At 65.2% G+C, this 16,517-nt stretch carries 16 protein-coding genes; 5 read left to right on the forward strand and 11 right to left on the reverse strand.

Annotated elements, in window-relative coordinates; all coding sequences use genetic code 11:
- The first annotated feature begins 56 nt into the window (after positions 1-56).
- Positions 57-845 carry a thioesterase family protein gene (locus tag IPK75_15650; protein ID MBK8199784.1) on the forward strand — a complete coding sequence of 263 codons (789 nt, stop codon included), beginning with the start codon at positions 57-59 and terminating at the stop codon, positions 843-845.
- 352 nt (positions 846-1,197) lie between these two features.
- On the opposite strand, the gene IPK75_15655 is transcribed toward IPK75_15650, so the two are convergent.
- The 6 genes from IPK75_15655 to IPK75_15680 all read right to left on the reverse strand — a co-directional run bounded on the left by IPK75_15655 (position 1,198) and on the right by IPK75_15680 (position 8,483).
- The gene (locus tag IPK75_15655) at positions 1,198-1,605 is read right to left on the reverse strand and encodes a F0F1 ATP synthase subunit epsilon (GenBank protein ID MBK8199785.1); all 408 of its coding nucleotides are present in this window, start codon (positions 1,603-1,605) and stop codon (positions 1,198-1,200) included.
- 26 nt (positions 1,606-1,631) lie between these two features.
- Complete coding sequence (gene atpD / locus IPK75_15660; GenBank protein ID MBK8199786.1) at positions 1,632-3,059, reverse strand: F0F1 ATP synthase subunit beta; 1,428 nt, start codon at positions 3,057-3,059, stop codon at positions 1,632-1,634.
- Between the two features lie 43 nt (positions 3,060-3,102).
- Positions 3,103-3,981 carry a F0F1 ATP synthase subunit gamma gene (locus IPK75_15665; protein MBK8199787.1) on the reverse strand — a complete coding sequence of 293 codons (879 nt, stop codon included), beginning with the start codon at positions 3,979-3,981 and terminating at the stop codon, positions 3,103-3,105.
- A gap of 39 nt (positions 3,982-4,020) precedes the next feature.
- Positions 4,021-5,556 carry a F0F1 ATP synthase subunit alpha gene (locus IPK75_15670; GenBank protein ID MBK8199788.1) on the reverse strand — a complete coding sequence of 512 codons (1,536 nt, stop codon included), beginning with the start codon at positions 5,554-5,556 and terminating at the stop codon, positions 4,021-4,023.
- 8 nt (positions 5,557-5,564) lie between these two features.
- Positions 5,565-6,110, reverse strand: coding sequence for an ATP synthase F1 subunit delta (atpH, locus tag IPK75_15675; GenBank protein ID MBK8199789.1), 546 nt, complete (start codon positions 6,108-6,110; stop codon positions 5,565-5,567).
- Between the two features lie 204 nt (positions 6,111-6,314).
- Entirely contained in the window at positions 6,315-8,483 is a 2,169-nt protein-coding gene (locus IPK75_15680; GenBank protein MBK8199790.1) for a primosomal protein N', read from the reverse strand.
- A gap of 77 nt (positions 8,484-8,560) precedes the next feature.
- On the opposite strand from IPK75_15680, the gene IPK75_15685 reads away from it, so the two are divergent.
- Positions 8,561-9,553 (forward strand): MoxR family ATPase, encoded by a 993-nt coding sequence (locus tag IPK75_15685; GenBank protein ID MBK8199791.1) that lies wholly within the window; start codon positions 8,561-8,563, stop codon positions 9,551-9,553.
- A 17-nt stretch (positions 9,554-9,570) separates the two neighbouring features.
- Positions 9,571-10,914: a VWA domain-containing protein gene (locus IPK75_15690; protein ID MBK8199792.1), complete on the forward strand. Its 1,344-nt coding sequence runs from the start codon at positions 9,571-9,573 to the stop codon at positions 10,912-10,914.
- Between the two features lie 3 nt (positions 10,915-10,917).
- Here IPK75_15690 and IPK75_15695 read toward each other — a convergent pair whose 3' ends face one another.
- From IPK75_15695 to IPK75_15705, 3 genes are all read right to left on the reverse strand, one after another.
- Positions 10,918-12,000: a site-specific DNA-methyltransferase gene (locus IPK75_15695; protein MBK8199793.1), complete on the reverse strand. Its 1,083-nt coding sequence runs from the start codon at positions 11,998-12,000 to the stop codon at positions 10,918-10,920.
- A gap of 116 nt (positions 12,001-12,116) precedes the next feature.
- Positions 12,117-13,250: a PA0069 family radical SAM protein gene (locus IPK75_15700; GenBank protein MBK8199794.1), complete on the reverse strand. Its 1,134-nt coding sequence runs from the start codon at positions 13,248-13,250 to the stop codon at positions 12,117-12,119.
- A gap of 63 nt (positions 13,251-13,313) precedes the next feature.
- Positions 13,314-13,907, reverse strand: a complete 594-nt coding sequence (locus IPK75_15705; protein MBK8199795.1) for a glycosyltransferase — start codon at positions 13,905-13,907, stop codon at positions 13,314-13,316.
- A gap of 77 nt (positions 13,908-13,984) precedes the next feature.
- Here IPK75_15705 and IPK75_15710 point away from each other — a divergent pair, with 77 nt between their 5' ends.
- Positions 13,985-14,518, forward strand: a complete 534-nt coding sequence (locus IPK75_15710; GenBank protein MBK8199796.1) for a hypothetical protein — start codon at positions 13,985-13,987, stop codon at positions 14,516-14,518.
- Here the strand turns inward: IPK75_15710 and IPK75_15715 are convergent.
- Entirely contained in the window at positions 14,515-15,198 is a 684-nt protein-coding gene (locus IPK75_15715) for a TIGR04283 family arsenosugar biosynthesis glycosyltransferase (GenBank protein MBK8199797.1), read from the reverse strand. The two genes, IPK75_15710 and IPK75_15715, sit on opposite strands and share 4 nt — an antisense overlap.
- A gap of 83 nt (positions 15,199-15,281) precedes the next feature.
- Between IPK75_15715 and IPK75_15720 the strand changes: the two genes are divergently transcribed.
- Positions 15,282-15,755 (forward strand): hemerythrin domain-containing protein, encoded by a 474-nt coding sequence (locus IPK75_15720; GenBank protein MBK8199798.1) that lies wholly within the window; start codon positions 15,282-15,284, stop codon positions 15,753-15,755.
- Between the two features lie 9 nt (positions 15,756-15,764).
- Here IPK75_15720 and IPK75_15725 read toward each other — a convergent pair whose 3' ends face one another.
- Positions 15,765-16,505, reverse strand: a complete 741-nt coding sequence (locus IPK75_15725) for a uracil-DNA glycosylase (protein MBK8199799.1) — start codon at positions 16,503-16,505, stop codon at positions 15,765-15,767.
- Positions 16,506-16,517 lie beyond the last annotated feature (12 nt).

Genomic DNA, 16,517 nt, shown 5'->3' on the forward strand with positions numbered 1-16,517 from the left:
GACTTGGTTCTTTTTCGGAACGGTATAGGACGGGACAACCTCCCGGGAGTTTCGCCATGAATTTCACTGACCTCCTCGCCTCGTCGGTTGCCGGCGAAGCCCATGCCCGCACCACGCAGGTGCCCGACACCTGGATGCAGGGCCGAACCGCCTATGGCGGTCTCACCGCCGCCCTGTGCCTGGAGGCAGCCCTTCCCCTTTCCGGTGGCCTGCCGGTGAGAACCGTGCAGGTTGCCTTCGTCGGGCCGGTCAACGGCGCCGTGCTGTGCAAGCCGGAAGTGCTGCGCCAGGGCAAGAACACCGTGTTCGCTTCCGTGCGCATGACGGGCGACGACGGTGTGCTCGCCGAAACGATCATCACCTTCGGCGCGCCGCGCGAGTCGGCGCTCGACTTCACGCACCTGCCTGCCCCGTCCGTACCGGCACCGGAAACCTGCGGCGGCTATTTCGGCCCCGGCGGAAAAGGACCGGTCTTCGCCCAGAATTTCGACCTCCTGTTCGCAGGCGGCAATCCGCCAATGAGCGGCGCAAGCGAGGCAGACGTATCGATCTGGATGCGCCACAAGGATCCTCTGGCGACCGGCAGCGCCGTGTCCCTGCTCGCGCTCGGCGACGCGCCGCCGCCGGCCGCGATGTCGATGTTCACCCAGCCGGGCCGCATCAGTTCGATGACCTGGATGGCGGAATTCCTGACCGAAGACATCGTCACCGAGGACCGCTGGTTCCTCGCCCGCCACACGGCGCAGACCGCCCGCAACGGCTATTCCAGCCAGCAGATGCTGATGTGGAACAAGGCGGGCGATCCGGTGATGGTCGGCCGCCAGACGATCGCCGTGTTCGCCTGAAAGCGGCTTGTGCAACAAATTCCCGTCATGACGCACCGCGCGACCTGTTGCAGCGGCGGCAATCTCGCGAATTCCACAGGAGACTTATCCTACTGCGCGGCGCCGGTGGTATTTTTGCGTGGCCGGCAATCACGCTGGCGGGTCCAGGCAGCGCCGTGAGAGAAAGGACTTCAGCAGGCGCCGCTGACAGATAAGCCGGATGGGATGTGAGGCCGCCGTGACGACGGGGACCGGAACACCAGACTACCAGACCCAATACATGTCCCCGAACGGGAGCCGCGCTCCCATCCGCAGGACCTCCGAACATGGGAAAACCGGAAGGGCGCGCCCTGTCCGGCTATTGGCGCAGGCTCTAGTTGGCGAGCGCGGCGCGGATGCCTTCGAGATAGGCGATCTGTTCCTGCAGCGCGAACTGCTTGGTGTCGTCCTTGTCGAGCGCCAGCAGCTTCAGGCGCGCGGCTTCGATCTCGGCGTCGACTTCCTCGGCCTTGATGTCGGTCAGATTGCGCGCCTCTTCGGCAAGGATCGTCAGGCCGGCCGGCGTCACGTCTGCAAAACCGCCGCGCACATAGATGCGCATCTTCACGGTGTCGCCTTCCAGCACGCGGACAATGCCGTTCTTCAGCGTCGTCATGAACGGCGCGTGGTGGGCCAGCACGCCGAACTCACCTTCCGTACCCGGAGCGATGACGTGGTCGACCTCTCCCGAGAACAGTTCCCGGGAGGGCGACACGAGAGAGAAGTGCAGCTTGTCAGCCATCAGTCAGGTTCCTGCAGCAGCTGCGCTTACGAAGCGTCAGCCATCATCTTGGCAGCTTTGGCTTTCGCCTCGTCGATGTTGCCGACCATGTAGAAGGCCGGCTCCGGCAGGTGGTCGAACTCGCCGCTGATCAGGCCCTTGAAGCCCTTGATCGTGTCTTCGAGTTTCACCTGCACGCCCGGCGAACCGGTGAAAACCTGCGCCACGTCGAACGGCTGCGACAGGAAGCGCTCGACTTTCCGGGCGCGGGCCACGGTCAGTTTGTCTTCTTCCGACAGCTCGTCCATGCCGAGGATGGCGATGATGTCCTGCAGTTCCTTGTACTTCTGCAGGATCGACTGGACGCCGCGGGCCACTTCGTAGTGGTCTTCGCCGACGACCATCGGGTCGAGGATGCGCGACGTGGAGTCGAGCGGGTCCACAGCCGGGTAGATGCCTTTTTCGGCGATCGAGCGGTTGAGAACCGTCGTGGCGTCAAGGTGAGCGAACGAGGTAGCCGGAGCGGGGTCGGTCAGGTCGTCTGCCGGCACGTACACGGCTTGCACCGAGGTGATCGAGCCTTTGTTGGTCGAGGTGATGCGCTCCTGCAGCGCGCCCATGTCGGTGGCGAGCGTCGGCTGGTAGCCCACGGCCGAAGGAATACGGCCGAGCAGCGCGGACACTTCCGAACCAGCCTGCGTGAAGCGGAAGATGTTGTCGACGAAGAACAGCACGTCCTTGCCTTCGGCGTCGCGGAAGTATTCGGCTTGTGCCAGACCGGTCAGAGCGACGCGGGCGCGGGCGCCCGGCGGCTCGTTCATCTGTCCGTACACGAGCGACATGCGGCTCTCGCCTTCGAGGTTGATAACCTTCGACTCGATCATCTCGTGGTAGAGGTCGTTGCCTTCGCGGGTCCGCTCGCCGACGCCGGCGAACACCGAGTAGCCGCCGAACAGTTTCGCGATGTTGTTCACGAGTTCCATGATCAGAACGGTCTTGCCGACGCCGGCGCCGCCGAACAAGCCGATCTTGCCACCTTTGGCGTAGGGGCACAGCAGGTCGATGACCTTGATACCGGTGACGAGCACTTCGGACTCGGTCGCCTGGTCGACGAACTCCGGCGCCGGAGCGTGGATCGGGCGGACCATGTCGGCTTTCACCGGGCCGCGCTCGTCGATCGGCTCGCCGATGACGTTCATGATGCGGCCGAGGGTGGCCGGGCCAACCGGAACCATGATCGGCTTGCCGGTGTCGGCAACCGCGAGACCGCGGACGAGGCCCTCGGTGGAGTCCATCGCGATCGTGCGGACCGTGTTCTCACCAAGGTGCTGGGCGACTTCGAGCACGAGGCGCGACCCGTTGTTCTCGGTTTCGAGCGCGTTCAGGATCGACGGAAGTTCGCCGTCAAACTCGACGTCCACAACGGCGCCGATGACCTGGGAAACGCGGCCTTTTGCGTTTGCGGGAATGCTCATCTTGATCGTCTCCTCGGGAGATGAAGTGTGTCTGGTTACTGGTCTAGAGGGCTTCGGCACCGGAGATGATCTCGATCAGCTCCTTGGTAATCTGCGCCTGGCGGGCCCGGTTGTATTTCAGGTTCAGGGCCTTGATCAGGTCCTTGGCATTGCGTGTCGCGTTGTCCATCGCCGTCATCCGGCTGGCCTGCTCACCGGCCGAGCTTTCCAGCAGGGCGGACAGGATCTGCGTGTTGATGTAGCGCGGCAGGAGCGCCTCAAGCAGCGCTTCCTCGTTCGGTTCATAGGTGTAGATCGCGCCGCCAAGATCGATCACCGGCGCACCTTCCGGTGCCTTGGCGGGGATCAGCTGCTGGGCCGTCGGCACCTGGGTGAGGACGTTCTTGAACTGTGAATAGATCAGCGTGGCGACATCGAAATCGCCGGCTTCGTAGCCCTTGGTCAAAAGGCTGCCGACCGAAAGCGCCGACTCCGAGAAGTCGTTGCCCTTCACGTCGGACAGGTTCACGTGACCGGTGAACAGGTTCGAATAGTCGCGCACGAGCTGTTCGCGGCCCTTCTTGCCGATGGTCAGGACCTTCACGGTCTTGCCTTCGGCGAGCAGCGCCTGGATCTTCTGGCGGGCCAGTTTCACGACATAGGCGTTGAAGCCGCCGGCGAGACCTCGCTCGGCGGTCATCACGACCACCAGGTGCACATCGCTCTTGCCGGTGCCGGCAAGCAGTTTCGGGCCGCCGCCGCCTGCCGAGCTGGCGAGGTTTGCCAGCACGGCCGCCATACGCTCCGCATACGGACGGGCAGCCGTCGCGGCTTCCTGCGCACGCTTCAGCTTCGCCGCTGCAACGAGTTGCATGGCTTTCGTGATCTTCTGCGTGGATTTCACGCTGGAGATCCGGTTTTTCAGATCCTTAAGGCTGGGCATGAGGGGCCTTCTTGGTCCTTAAAGCGACGGCAACGGGGCTCAGGCGAATTTCGAAGTGAACGCTTCGAGCGCAGCCTTGATTTCGGCTTCGATCTCTTCGGTCAGCTCTTTCTTGTCGCGCAGCTTCGCGAGCAGGTCCTTCTTCGACCCGCGCATGTGGGCCAGCAGTTCCTTCTCGTAGCGGGTCACGTCCTTCAGGGGCACCTTGTCGAGGTAGCCGCGCGTACCGGCGTAGATCACGACGACCTGCTCTTCCATCAGCAGCGGCGAGTATTGCGGCTGTTTCAGGAGTTCCGTCAGGCGTGCGCCGCGGTTCAGCAGGCGCTGCGTGGCGGCGTCGAGGTCCGAACCGAACTTCGCGAAGGCGGCCATCTCGCGGTACTGGGCGAGTTCGCCCTTCATCGAGCCGGCAACCTTTTTCATCGCTTTCGTCTGGGCTGCAGAGCCCACGCGCGACACCGAGAGACCGACGTTCACGGCCGGGCGGATACCCGAGTTGAAGAGGTCGGTTTCAAGGAAGATCTGGCCGTCGGTGATCGAGATCACGTTGGTCGGAATGTAGGCCGACACGTCGTTGGCCTGCGTCTCGATGATCGGCAGCGCGGTCAGCGAACCCGAACCCATGTCCGCGTTCAGTTTCGCAGCGCGCTCCAGGAGGCGCGAGTGAAGGTAGAACACGTCGCCCGGATAGGCTTCGCGGCCCGGCGGACGGCGCAGCAGCAGCGACATCTGGCGATACGCAACAGCCTGCTTGGAAAGGTCATCATAAATGATGAGGGCGTGCATGCCGTTGTCGCGGAACCATTCGCCCATCGTGCAGCCGGTGAACGGCGCAAGGTATTGCATCGGGGCCGGTTCGGACGCGGTCGACGAGACGATGATCGTGTAGTCGAGCGCGCCGCGCTCTTCGAGGACTTTCACGACCTGCGCAACGGTCGAGCGCTTCTGGCCGATGGCGACGTAGACACAGAACAGCTTGTCCTTGTCGGACTTGGCAGCGTCGTTGGTCGCTTTCTGGTTCAGGATGGTGTCGATGCAGATGGCGGTCTTGCCGGTCTGGCGGTCGCCGATCACGAGCTCGCGCTGGCCGCGGCCAACCGGGATCATGCCGTCGATGGCCTTGATACCGGTCATCATCGGCTCATGCACGCCCTTGCGCGGGATGATGCCCGGGGCTTTCACGTCGACGCGCTGGCGGCTGGCGACTTCGCCGAGCGGGCCCTTGCCGTCGATCGGCTCGCCGAGCGCGTTGACGACGCGGCCCAGCAGGGCCTTGCCAACCGGCGCAGCCACGATCTCGCCGGCGCGTTTCACGGTCGCGCCTTCCTTGATGCCGCGGTCGTCGCCGAAGATCACGACGCCGACGTTGTCGCTCTCGAGGTTGAGGGCCATGCCCTTCAGGCCGCCGTCGAACTCGACGAGTTCACCGGCCTGGACGCTGTCGAGGCCGTAAACGCGGGCGATACCGTCGCCGACCGAGAGCACTTGTCCGACGTCGGACACTTCGGCTTCGACGCCGAAATTGTCGATCTGGGACTTCAGGATGCCCGAAATTTCTGCGGGTGAAATATCCATCGAGCTACTTATGCTCCCTTCATGGCGGTGTTCATGCGATTGAGTTTGGCGGCAACGCTGGCATCCACGAGCTTGGAGCCGATGCGCAGCTGGATGCCGCCGATGAGCGAGGGTTCAACCTCGCTGGAGAGTTCCACTTCGCCGCCGACCAGCTTGGCCAGAAGCGATTCGATGCGGGCGCGCTCGGCGCCGGTCATTTCCTTCGCGGTGCGCACGACGGCGCGCTTCACGCCGCGCTGCTTCGCGTACAGCTGGTCGAACGCCGCTTCTGCGCCGAGGATGTCCTTCGCGCGGCCGTTGGTGGCGATAACACCCAGGAATTTGCTGAACAGCGGCGAATAGGCCGCCTTTGCCGCCACTGCCTTGAGGGCTGCCACTTTCGTGTCGCGGCTGAAGGCGGGCGAATCCAGCAGGGTCTTCAGGTCTTTCGAGGCGCGCACGCTTTCGGCGAACGCGCGGAAGTCCTTGTGGACGGCCGCCAGGACGCCTTTGTCCTGCGCCAGTTCGAACAGCGCGTTGGCATACCGCTGCGCTGCTTCACTCGTCTGCGTCACGCTCGATGCCGGCAAGGTCGATATCCGTCACGGTTAAAAGGGCGGAAATGCCCCGAAAATGTCAATTGCAGGCCGCCACAACCCGTGCGCGCCCGCTCAACTGTGCGGCGCTTAACACCAGAAAACTGCGCTGACAACATGGGCGCCCCGCCTGACGCTGCGGCGAAATGGCAAAGTTTCCTTCTGCCCCGGAATCCCCAGCAATTACAGGAAGGAATAGGGATCGATATCGACCGACAAACGCACCTGTGACGGCAGTTTGAGGCGGCTGGTCCAGGCGGCCATGTAGGCCGACAGATCGACCGTGCGGGGGCTCTTCACGAGGAATCGCCGCCGATGGCGTCCGCGCAGCACCGTGATCGGCGCTGGCGCCGGGCCAAACAGTTCAATTCCTTCGGCATTTGGCGCCAGCGCCGCGAAATCCAGCGCCGTCCGGTCGACCAGCTCAGCCGACGGCGCCGACAGGATCACCGCCGCCAGCCGTCCGAACGGCGGCAGGTCCAGTTCGGCCCGCACGGCGCGCTCGACCGCGAGGTAGCCGTCGCGGTCATTGGCGGCCAGGGCTTCCATCGCCGGATTGTCCGGGGCGTATGTCTGCACGATCGCCTTGCCCGGACGCTCAGCCCGGCCAGCCCGGCCCGCCACCTGGCTTAGCAACTGGTAGGTGCGCTCGCCTGCCCGCAGGTCGCCGCCTTTCAGGCCGCTATCGGCATCAACCACCCCGACAAGCGTGAGATTTGGAAAATTGTGCCCTTTGGCCACGATCTGGGTGCCGATCAGCACGTCGATCTCGCCGGCCGCCATCCGGTCGATGATGCCGCGGGTGGCTTCGCCCCCTTGGGCCGTATCGGACGAGAAAATCTCGATCCGGGCATTCGGCAGCAGCACCCGCACCTCTTCAGCTACCCGTTCGACGCCGGGCCCTACCCCCATCAGCGAATCGGCCGCGCCGCATTTCGGGCAGGTTGCCGGTTTGGGCATCGAGAAGCCGGTCAGGTGGCAGACGAGCCGCCCGGAATAGCGGTGCTCGGTCAGCCAGTTCTCGGTGCCGGGTGATTTCAGCCGCTCACCGCACGCCTTGCAGATCACCAGAGGAGCATAACCTCGCCGGTTGAGGAAAAGCAGGGACTGTTCCCTCGCCGCCAGCGTTTCGGCGAGGCTGAGTTCGAGCAGGGGCGACAACCACTTGCCCTTTGCGGGCGGGGCTTTCTTCAGGTCGATCAGTTCGATGTCCGGCAGGCGCGCCGCCCCCGGCCGGGCCGCGAGGCGCAGGCGGATGTAGCGGCCGGCTTCGGCGTTCACGACCGTTTCCAGCGCCGGCGTTGCCGAGGCGAGGATGACCATCCCCTCCTCCAGCTTGGCGCGCATCACGGCGAGGTCGCGGGCATGATAGGTGACGCCGTCTTCCTGCTTGTAACTGCTGTCATGCTCCTCATCGACGATGACGAGCTTCAGCTTGCGGAACGGCAGGAACAGCGCCGAGCGGGCGCCGATGACGATGCGCGCGCGCCCGTGCATCGTCTCACGCATCGTGCGGCGGCGCTCTTTCGGGTTCAGGCCGGAATGCCAGGGCGCCGGGGCTGTGCCGAAGCGCGCCTCGAAGCGCGAGAGGATCGCCTGCGTCAGCGCGATCTCGGGCAAGAGAACGAGGATCTGTGCTTCGGGATCGCTGCGGAGTGTTTCGGCGATGGCCTCGAAATAAACTTCCGTCTTGCCGGAGCCCGTGACCCCGTCCAGCAGGTAGGCCGAGAAGCCGCCCTTGCGGACGCCCTCGCGTAACTCTTCGGCTGCAGCGGCTTGCTCTGCGGTCAGTTGTGCACCGGGCAGGTCCGGATCGGGATGCGGGAATGGCGGGTCGACGTCTTCTTCCACCGCTTCCAGCGCGCCCATCTCGACCAGCCCCTTGACGACGCTGGACGAGACGCCCGCCGCCGCTGCCAGCTCGGCGCCCGTCGCAAGGCCGAGCACGCCGGCCTGTTCCAGCACCCGGGCACGTGCCTCGGTGATCCGCCCCTCGGCGCGGCCGGTCGGGCGGTAGCGCACCTCGGTCGGCGAGGGCAGCATCGCATCGCGCGCCCGCATCGCCATCGACAGGATCGTGCCCGGATGGCTGACCGTGTAGCGCGTCGTCCAGGCGAGGAACTCGCGCATCGGGCCAGTCATCGGCGGCACGTCGTAGACGGCGCTGACCTCCTTCAGCTTGCGGTTCGAGCCGGGCCGGTCGTCCAGCACCTCGACCACCATGCCGAGCCGGTCATAGGGGCCGACCGGGGCGGCGACATAGCTGCCGGGCGCCAGCACCATGCCTTCGGGCACCGTATAGTCGAACGGTTCCGGCAACGGCATCGTGAAGAGAATCCGGGCGATGGGCATGTCGCAGTCCTCCTAGCCGCGCCCTTTCCCCGCGTCACGCCTTGCCTACACGCCGGGCGGCCCCTACCCCTGATTTCATGGCGAAAGACAAGAAAACTGGCTACGAGCCGCTGACCTCCATCGAGGCGATCACCGCAGGGCTCGGCACGGCGGGCTATATCTCCACGGCGCAGATCTCGACGGCGGTCTTCCTCGCCCACGGCCTGCGCAAGCCGATCCTGATCGAAGGCCCGGCGGGCGTCGGCAAGACCGATCTCGCCGCGTCGCTGGCGAAGTGGATGAACCTCAACCTGATCCGCCTGCAGTGCTATGAAGGCCTCGATGAGGGCAAGGCGCTGTACGAGTGGAAATACGGCAAGCAGCTGCTCTACACGCAGATCCTGAAAGAGAAGCTCAACGAGCTGCTCGGCAGCGCCGAAACGCTGGCGGATTCGCTCGGCAAGCTGTCTGGATTCGAAGACCTGTTCTTCTCGCCGCAATTCCTCGAGGCCCGGCCGCTGCTCCACGCGATGCAGCAGGACAAGGGCTCGGTGCTGCTGATAGACGAGATCGACAAGTCGGACGAGGCGTTCGAGGCCTTCCTGCTGGAAGTGCTGTCGGACTATCAGGTGACCGTGCCGGAGATCGGCACGATCCGGGCGAACGTGCCGCCGCTGGTGATCCTCACGTCCAACAATGTGCGTGAACTTGGCGACGCCTTGAAGCGCCGCTGCCTTCACCTGCATATCGGCTTCCCCGACCATGAGCGCGAACAGCGCATCGTGCGTGCGCGGGTGGACGGCATTTCCGATACGCTGCTCAATCAGCTGGTGCGTTTCGTCCAGTCAGTGCGCGAGACCGACATCAAGAAGCGCCCCTCCATTGCCGAGAGCGTCGACTGGGCCCGCACATTGCTGCTGCTGCACGCCAACACGCTGGACGAGGCCTTCGTGCGCGATACGCTGAACGTGCTGCTGAAGCATGAGAGCGACATTGCGGTGATCACGCCGGCCATCCCCAAGATGGTGCGCGAGGCGACCGGGCCGGACGCCCGGGGCCGGCTTGCCTCCGGTTATCCGGACATGGACTGAAGGCGCCCCGCTCGCCGATGGAAAAGCAGATCTCCAACTTCATCCGTGCCCTGAGGTCTGCCGATGTGCGGGTCTCGACCGGTGAAGCGCTGGACGCGGCCCGGACCGTGGCTATGATCGGCTATGGCGACCGCGGCCTCATGAAGGATTCGCTCGCTTGCGTGCTGGCAAAGTCGGAAGCCGAGAAGTCGATCCACGACCGATTGTTTGATCTCTACTTCTCGGCCGCCCCCGCCGGTGCCCCGCCCGAAGCGGCGCAGGATGACACCAGCAACGCGAACGAAGACCCGGCCGATGCCGCCGAGCGTCTCTCGGCGCTGACCCAGCCCGGCAACGAACAGGCACTCGCCACCGCCGTGGAGCGCGCGGCAGAAGCGGCCGGCCTCAACGACATCCGCTTCTCGACGCAGGTGGCGTATTTCGCCCAGTCGATGGTGCGCGCGATGGGCGGCGAGGCGTTGCAGGCTCGTCTTCTGGAAGCGCTCCAAGGGCGCACACCGGATGCCGACGCCGAAGCGCAGCGCCTGATCGACGTGCGCCGCACACTGACGATGGCAGCGCGGGAACGCGCCGAGCGCGCCTTCAATATTTTCGGCGCCGCCGAAACCGAACGATTCCGCGATGATGTCGCCGCCACCAAGCGCCTGTCGGCCATCGAGGCGAGCGACATGGCGCGCATGAAGCAGCTGATCGCGAAGGTGGCGAAGCGGCTCGCCGTGAAGCATTCGCGGCGCCGGAAGGTGACCCAGCGCGGCCTGCTGGATGTGCGCAGGACGATGCGGGCGAACGCGGGTGTCGACGGGATTCCGTTCAATGTGATCTGGCGGCAGAAGAAGAAGGACCGGCCAAAGATCCTCGTCATCTGCGACGTATCGGGATCGGTGGCGGCCTATGTGCGCTTCCTGCTGCTGCTGCTCTATTCGATGAAGGAAGCCATTCCGGATCTGCACGCCTTCGCGTTTTCCTACCGGCTGCAATGCGTTGACGACATCCTCGAGACGATGGAATTCGACGCGGCGATCAAGAAGATCCTTCGCGAAGTGGGCCTGGGCTCGACGAGCTATGGCCAGGCTTTCTCGGACTTCAAGCTGGACCACGAGAGCAAGATAGACCGGCGCAGCACCATCATCATCCTCGGCGATGGCCGCTCGAACTATGGCGATCCGCGCCTCGACCTGTTCCGGGGCTTCGCGGGCCGCGCCAAGCGGATCATCTGGCTGAACCCGGAAGGCCGGGCGCTCTGGGGCACCGGCGACAGCGTCATCCCGCGCTACGAACCCTTCTGTGCACAGATGAGTCACGTCGCGACGCTGAAGGACCTGGAGAAGGCGGTCGACGAAGTGCTGACCGCCTACGGATGAACCCTAGTTGAGGCCCATCTCGTCGCGGTAGCGGCGGCGCAGCAGGTCGATCGGGGCGAGATCGCGCTTGTCGGTCTCGTAGTGCCAATACGTCCAGCCGTTGCAGGCGGGCGCCTGCTGGACGTGCGCACCGAGACGGTGGATCGAGCCAGAGATTGCGCCCGTGGTGAGCGAACCGTCGACCCGGATGCGGGCCTGGTGGCGGCGCTGCGGGCTGAACAGGCGGTCGCCGGGTTTCAGCCAGCCGGTCTCGATCAGCGCGCCGAACGGCACGCGCGCCAGAGACTTCTTGCTGCGCTCGGTCTCGAGGTCCTCGACATCCATCGGCTGGATGGATTTGAGGCGGCTGCGCGACAGGCGCACATAGGTTTCGTCGCGCTCCAGCCCGATATAGTTGCGGCCAAGGCGCTTGGCGGCGGCGGCGGTCGTGCCGGTGCCGGAGAACGGGTCGAGCACCAGGTCGCCCGGATTGGTGGTGGCCAGCAGCACGCGGTGAAGCAGCGATTCCGGTTTCTGGGTCGGGTGTGCCTTGCGGCCGGCCTCGTCCTTCAGACGCTCACCGCCGGTGCACAGCGGGATCACCCAGTCGGAGCGCATCTGCTTGTCTTCGTTGAAGGTCTTCAGCGCGTCATAGTTGAAGGTCACGCGCGCGTCGCGGTTCTTGCCGGCCCAGATCAGCGTCTCGTGAGCGTTCTGGAAGCGCGTGCCCTTGAAGTTCGGCATCGGGTTGGTCTTCAGCCAGATCACGTCGTTCTGGATCCAGAATCCCTGGTCCTGCAGCGCCGTGCCGACGCGGAAGATGTTGTGATAGGAGCCGATCACCCAGATGGCGCCGTCATCCTTCAGCACGCGCTGGCACTGTTCCAGCCATTGATGCGTGAACAGATCATAATCGTCAAAGCTGGCGAACTTGTCCCATTCGTCATCAACGCCGTCGACGACCGACTGGTCCGGGCGGGTCAGCCCGCCGCCGAGCTGCAGGTTGTAGGGCGGGTCCGCGAACACGAGATCAACCGACTTGTCGGGAATGCGCGACAGCAGCTCGATACAGTCGCCTTGCGCAATCGTGTTCTTCTGGATGGTCATTCCGGGAGCCCCGCTGAAATCTACATGAGCGGGAATCTCTGGGTTGCGCCGGTTACTACGGCGTTACGGAAAAGCGAACGAAAGGTTACCCGCCGCCGCGCAGACTGATGCAGCGTTTACAGTCCGAGCAGGAACTGGCCATCCGGCGTCTCGCGCGGGCGGAAGAGGTCGGTGCGCAATTGCGGGCGCTGGCCGCTGAGGCCAAACCGGGCGGCGGCCTTCTGGAAGCGCTGCGCAATCAGGTCTGCCATCGGCCCGCGCCCCCGCCCCCGCTCGAACCAGCGCGGATCGTAATCCTTGCCGCCGCGCATCTCGCGGATCAGGTTGATCACCCGCGCGGCCCGGTCCGGCACATGCTGCACCAGCCATTCATGGAACAGGTCCTTTATTTCGAATGGCAGGCGCAGCACTACATAGCCGGCGCCGGTGGCCCCGTGCAGCGCCGAGGCTTCGAGCAGGGCCTCGATCTCGTGATCGGTCAGCCCCGGGATGATCGGCGCGGTCATCACTGATACCGGGATGCCGGCGTCGGAAAGGGCTTTCACCGTCTCCAGCCGGCGCTGCGGCGTCGCGGCGCGCGGCTCCATCTTGCGCGCCAGCGTGCGGTCGAGCGTGGTGATCGACACGCCGACCCGCGCGATGCCCTTTGCCGCCATCGGGGCCAGCAGGTCGATATCGCGCTGGATCAGGGCCGATTTCGTCAGCAGGCTGACGGGATGGTCGTGCGCCGACAGGATTTCGAGCAGGCGCCGGGTCAGGCGCTGCGCGCGCTCGACCGGCTGGTAGGCATCCGTGTTGATACCGAGCGCAATCGGCTTCGGAATATAGGCGGGCCGCGACAATTCCTTGACCAGCAGGTCCGGCGCATTCGCCTTGCGGAACAGGCGGCTCTCGAAATCGAGCCCTGCGGAGAGCCCCGCCCAGGCATGGGTGGGCCGCGCGAAGCAATAGATGCAGCCATGCTCGCAGCCCCGGTAGGGATTGATCGAGCGGTCGAAATGGATGTCCGGTGAATTGTTGAAGGTGATGATGGTCTTCGCCGTGTCGTCCATCAGGATGGTCTCGAGCGGCGCCGCGTCATCCTCGATCGTGCCCCAACCATCGTCGAAGGGGTCATGCGTCTGACGTTCGAACCGGCCAGTCTGGTTCGAGATGGCGCCGCGCCCACGATGCTCGAACCGCTCGGCGGCTTCGCCCGTATCGATCAGCGTGACGCGGCCTGTGGCCTTGAGTTTCTGTCCTGTCCTCATGCGCGGATGAAAGCCACAGCATAAGGAACAAATCAAGAACATTGAATTGCAATTTTGGGGAATTCAGCCCTTGCGGCGGGTCCAGTCCCGCCAGTCGGCAGCCTCGTCAATGTCGATCAGCTCTTCCAGCAGCCCGACGCGGGCTCGGTCCGGCAGGCGCCGGCGGACGTCTGCGAGTGCATGAGGGCCCGACCAGCGCACCCCGTCGAACGGAGGTGCCTGCCCCGTCCGCTTGTGCAGGCCGAACAGCCAGAATCCGCCATCGCGCGCGGGGCCGAACACCGCATCATGGCGCCGGAGCATGGCGGCGGCCCGGCGCAGGTGGCCCGCTGTCAGGTCCGGCGCGTCGGCGCCGATGAACATGACCGGCCCCGGCGGCGCCTCGCGCAGGCCGCGGCTCAGCCGCTCGGTCAGACCGCCCGGCCCTTGCGGTGCCAGACCGAAGCCGCCGAAGCCGGCAGGCGTGCGCACTGCCCTGTCAGGCGCGACATATATTGTCACCGCGCAGCCGCTGGCCCGGGCTGCCTGCAGGGTGCGCGCGAGCGTGAAGGTGGCAATCCGGCGCGCTGGCGCCGGGCCGAGGCCTTTCGCGAGCCGCGTCTTGGCGAGGCCCATGCGCGGGGGTTTCGCATAGACGAGCAGGGTCACGGGGCGCATGTTCAGGGAGCCTTGGTTTCGCCGGAAATCCGGACGAAACTGTCTGACGCCGACCGCAAACGCAAGGAAATCAGCCCGTGATGACGCCCCTCTTCCGTGCCCTTCCTCTGCTCGCCGCGCTGCTGTTGCCCGCCTGCTACCTCTCCAGCACGCCGCATATCGAAACCGGCGTGCTGCTGAGTGACGGGAATGCGGTGTTCTGTTCACCCGACGACGGCGACTGCCAGACCGGCCGGATCGACGGCGACGGCTATCTCGTGAAGTCGGACGACGGCGACGAGGAAGACATGCGGCTGCGCTTCGAGCCGCTGGTGATGGCCGGCGGCGTGCAGGTCTATGTGGCGGAAGCGGAACTGCGTGAGCAGGACGAAGCGGCGTGGGCCTATCTTGTCGCCCGGCGCAACGGCGATTCTGAAGACGGCCTGCCGCGCTTCGACGTCATGATGCCGGGCTGCAATGATTTCGACGAGGCGACCCGCGCCAGGTATGCCATCGCGCGCACCGATTCCTATACGTGCGGGTTCTCGGACTATGCCGCCTTCCGGCAATTCCTGATCGACAATTATGCGGCCCGCTTCGCGGACGATGCCTGGTGGGCGGACGAAACCTAGCGGTAGGATTTCGCCAGCGTGTCCGGCGAGGCGCCCGTCAGGAAGCGGATGAGCAGCCAGGCATTCTTCCATGCACGCTTGCGCCAGCCGTCGCGTTCGTACTTTGCCGCCGAAGTGCGCGCTTCCGCATCGAGGATGACGAGGCGTTGCTTGCCGAGGGCGCGCACGATCATCACGTCTTCCATCAGCGGCACATCGGCATAGCCGCCGATCGCATCATAGAGCGCGCGCGAGATGAGCAGGCCCTGGTCGCCGTAGGGCAAACCCATCCACCGCGCACGGCGGTTCGCGCGGGATTCCAGCCAGCGCGCTTCGGGCGCGTCCGAGCGGTACTTGAGGCGGAAGGCGGCGGCCTTGTCCGGGCGCGTGTCGATATGGTCGCCGACGCGTTCCGTCCAGTCTCGCGACAGCGCGGTGTCGGCGTGCAGGAAAAGCAGCCATTCGCCCCGGGCCGCTTGGGCGCCGGCACGAAGCTGGCGGCCACGGCCGGGCTCGCTGTCGACGACGCGCGCGCCGGTTGCGCCGGCGATGGCGCGGGTGGCATCGGTGGAGCCGCCATCGGCAATGATCACTTCGCGGATCAATCCTGCCTCAAGCCCCGGGAGCAGGCTCTCGAGACACAGCGGCAAGTCGCCGGCGGCGTTCAGTGTGGGAATGACAACAGTCAGGGGCGCGGGCATCCGCGCCATCTAGCAGGCCGGCGGGCAAAGCGGAACTTCTAGCGGCGCAGCGGCGTTCTGAGGGCAAGACAATGGAGGATTGCATGTCGATCTATGATGCCCTGCGCCAGGACCATGACCGCCACCGGGACATTCTGGCCCGCCTCGCCGAGACCGAAGGCGCGTCGGACACGCGCCGCAAGCTGTGGCGCGAATTCTACTACGAAGTCGGCGCGCATGCCGCCGCCGAAGAAGAGTCGTTCTACAGCCCGCTGATGCAGAAGGAAGACGGCCAGCCGATGGGGCGTCACTCCGTGGCCGAGCACAAGGAACTCGACGACATCATCCAGGAACTCGAAGAAATGGACTTCAGCTCATCCGGCTGGCTGACACGCTTCAAGACGCTTCGCCACCGCTACGAGCACCATATCGAGGAAGAAGAGGAAGAAGTGTTCGAGGTTGCCAGGAAGGTGCTTGGCGCCGACAAGGACGGCGCGATCGAGAAGACTTTCCACAAGCGCAAACAGCGTGAACGCAAGCTGGTCGACGAGAAGGCCGAAGCGACGCCCGACGAATAGCGTCGGACGTCAGTCGCGCTGTTCGGAGAGCAGCTTTTCTATGAGCATCAGGTCCCGCCACGCGCGGGACTTGTCTTGTGGGCGCCGAAGCAAATAGGCCGGGTGCAGGATCGGCACGATGACGGTCTTGAAGCCGTCCGGGGTCGAATACGCATATTCGTTGCCGCGCAGTTTCATGATGCCGTCCCTGCTGGCGAGCAGCGAGACGGCTGGAACGCCGCCCGCGGCGATGATCAGTTTCGGCTTTACCAGCTCGATCATCCGGTCGACGAACGGCCGGCATACGGCAAGCTCGTCGCCGTCCGGGTTGCGGTTGCCTGGCGGGCGCCAGTAGTTGACGTTGGTGATGAACGTATTGTCCGTTCGCGACCGGCCTATGGCGGCCAGCATCTTGTCTAGCAGCTGGCCGGCCTTGCCCACGAAGGGAAGCCCTCGCCGGTCTTCCTCGCCGCCCGGCCCCTCCCCGATCACCATCAGGCTGGCGCCCGGCACACCGTCGTAAACGACCGCCTGTTCGCAGGACGCTTTCAGCGGGCTGCCATCGAAAGCCCGGATCGCCCCGGCCAGGGCGTCGAGCGTGGCGGCAGCGCGCGCCTGCCTGCGCGCCTCGTTTGCCCAATCAGCCACCGTTCGCGCGCCGCGCCGGACAGGGGCGGGCGCCGCAGGTTCGGCCACCGGCGCCGCCGCCGCGCGGGACGGGGCAGACCTCAACAAAGCGTCCACCAGCGCCGTGTCGACGCTGACGCCCATGTCGGCCCACCA

It is taken from the genome of Acidobacteriota bacterium, assembly GCA_016712445.1.
In the GTDB taxonomy this organism is placed as follows: domain Bacteria; phylum Pseudomonadota; class Alphaproteobacteria; order Caulobacterales; family Hyphomonadaceae; genus Hyphomonas.

Bases quoted from the DNA above. Each gene is read 5' to 3' on its own strand.
- atpD (MBK8199786.1), bottom strand. From the start codon at position 3,059: ATGAGCATTCCCGCAAACGCAAAAGGCCGCGTTTCCCAGGTCATCGGC.
- IPK75_15680 (MBK8199790.1), bottom strand. From the start codon at position 8,483: ATGCCCATCGCCCGGATTCTCTTCACGATGCCGTTGCCGGAACCGTTC.
- IPK75_15695 (MBK8199793.1), bottom strand. From the start codon at position 12,000: ATGACCATCCAGAAGAACACGATTGCGCAAGGCGACTGTATCGAGCTG.
- IPK75_15700 (MBK8199794.1), bottom strand. From the start codon at position 13,250: ATGAGGACAGGACAGAAACTCAAGGCCACAGGCCGCGTCACGCTGATC.
- IPK75_15685 (MBK8199791.1), top strand. From the start codon at position 8,561: ATGGCGAAAGACAAGAAAACTGGCTACGAGCCGCTGACCTCCATCGAG.
- IPK75_15725 (MBK8199799.1), bottom strand. From the start codon at position 16,505: ATGGGCGTCAGCGTCGACACGGCGCTGGTGGACGCTTTGTTGAGGTCT.
- IPK75_15655 (MBK8199785.1), bottom strand. From the start codon at position 1,605: ATGGCTGACAAGCTGCACTTCTCTCTCGTGTCGCCCTCCCGGGAACTG.
- IPK75_15690 (MBK8199792.1), top strand. From the start codon at position 9,571: ATGGAAAAGCAGATCTCCAACTTCATCCGTGCCCTGAGGTCTGCCGAT.
- IPK75_15705 (MBK8199795.1), bottom strand. From the start codon at position 13,907: ATGCGCCCCGTGACCCTGCTCGTCTATGCGAAACCCCCGCGCATGGGC.
- IPK75_15670 (MBK8199788.1), bottom strand. From the start codon at position 5,556: ATGGATATTTCACCCGCAGAAATTTCGGGCATCCTGAAGTCCCAGATC.
- IPK75_15715 (MBK8199797.1), bottom strand. From the start codon at position 15,198: ATGCCCGCGCCCCTGACTGTTGTCATTCCCACACTGAACGCCGCCGGC.
- IPK75_15720 (MBK8199798.1), top strand. From the start codon at position 15,282: ATGTCGATCTATGATGCCCTGCGCCAGGACCATGACCGCCACCGGGAC.
- IPK75_15665 (MBK8199787.1), bottom strand. From the start codon at position 3,981: ATGCCCAGCCTTAAGGATCTGAAAAACCGGATCTCCAGCGTGAAATCC.
- IPK75_15650 (MBK8199784.1), top strand. From the start codon at position 57: ATGAATTTCACTGACCTCCTCGCCTCGTCGGTTGCCGGCGAAGCCCAT.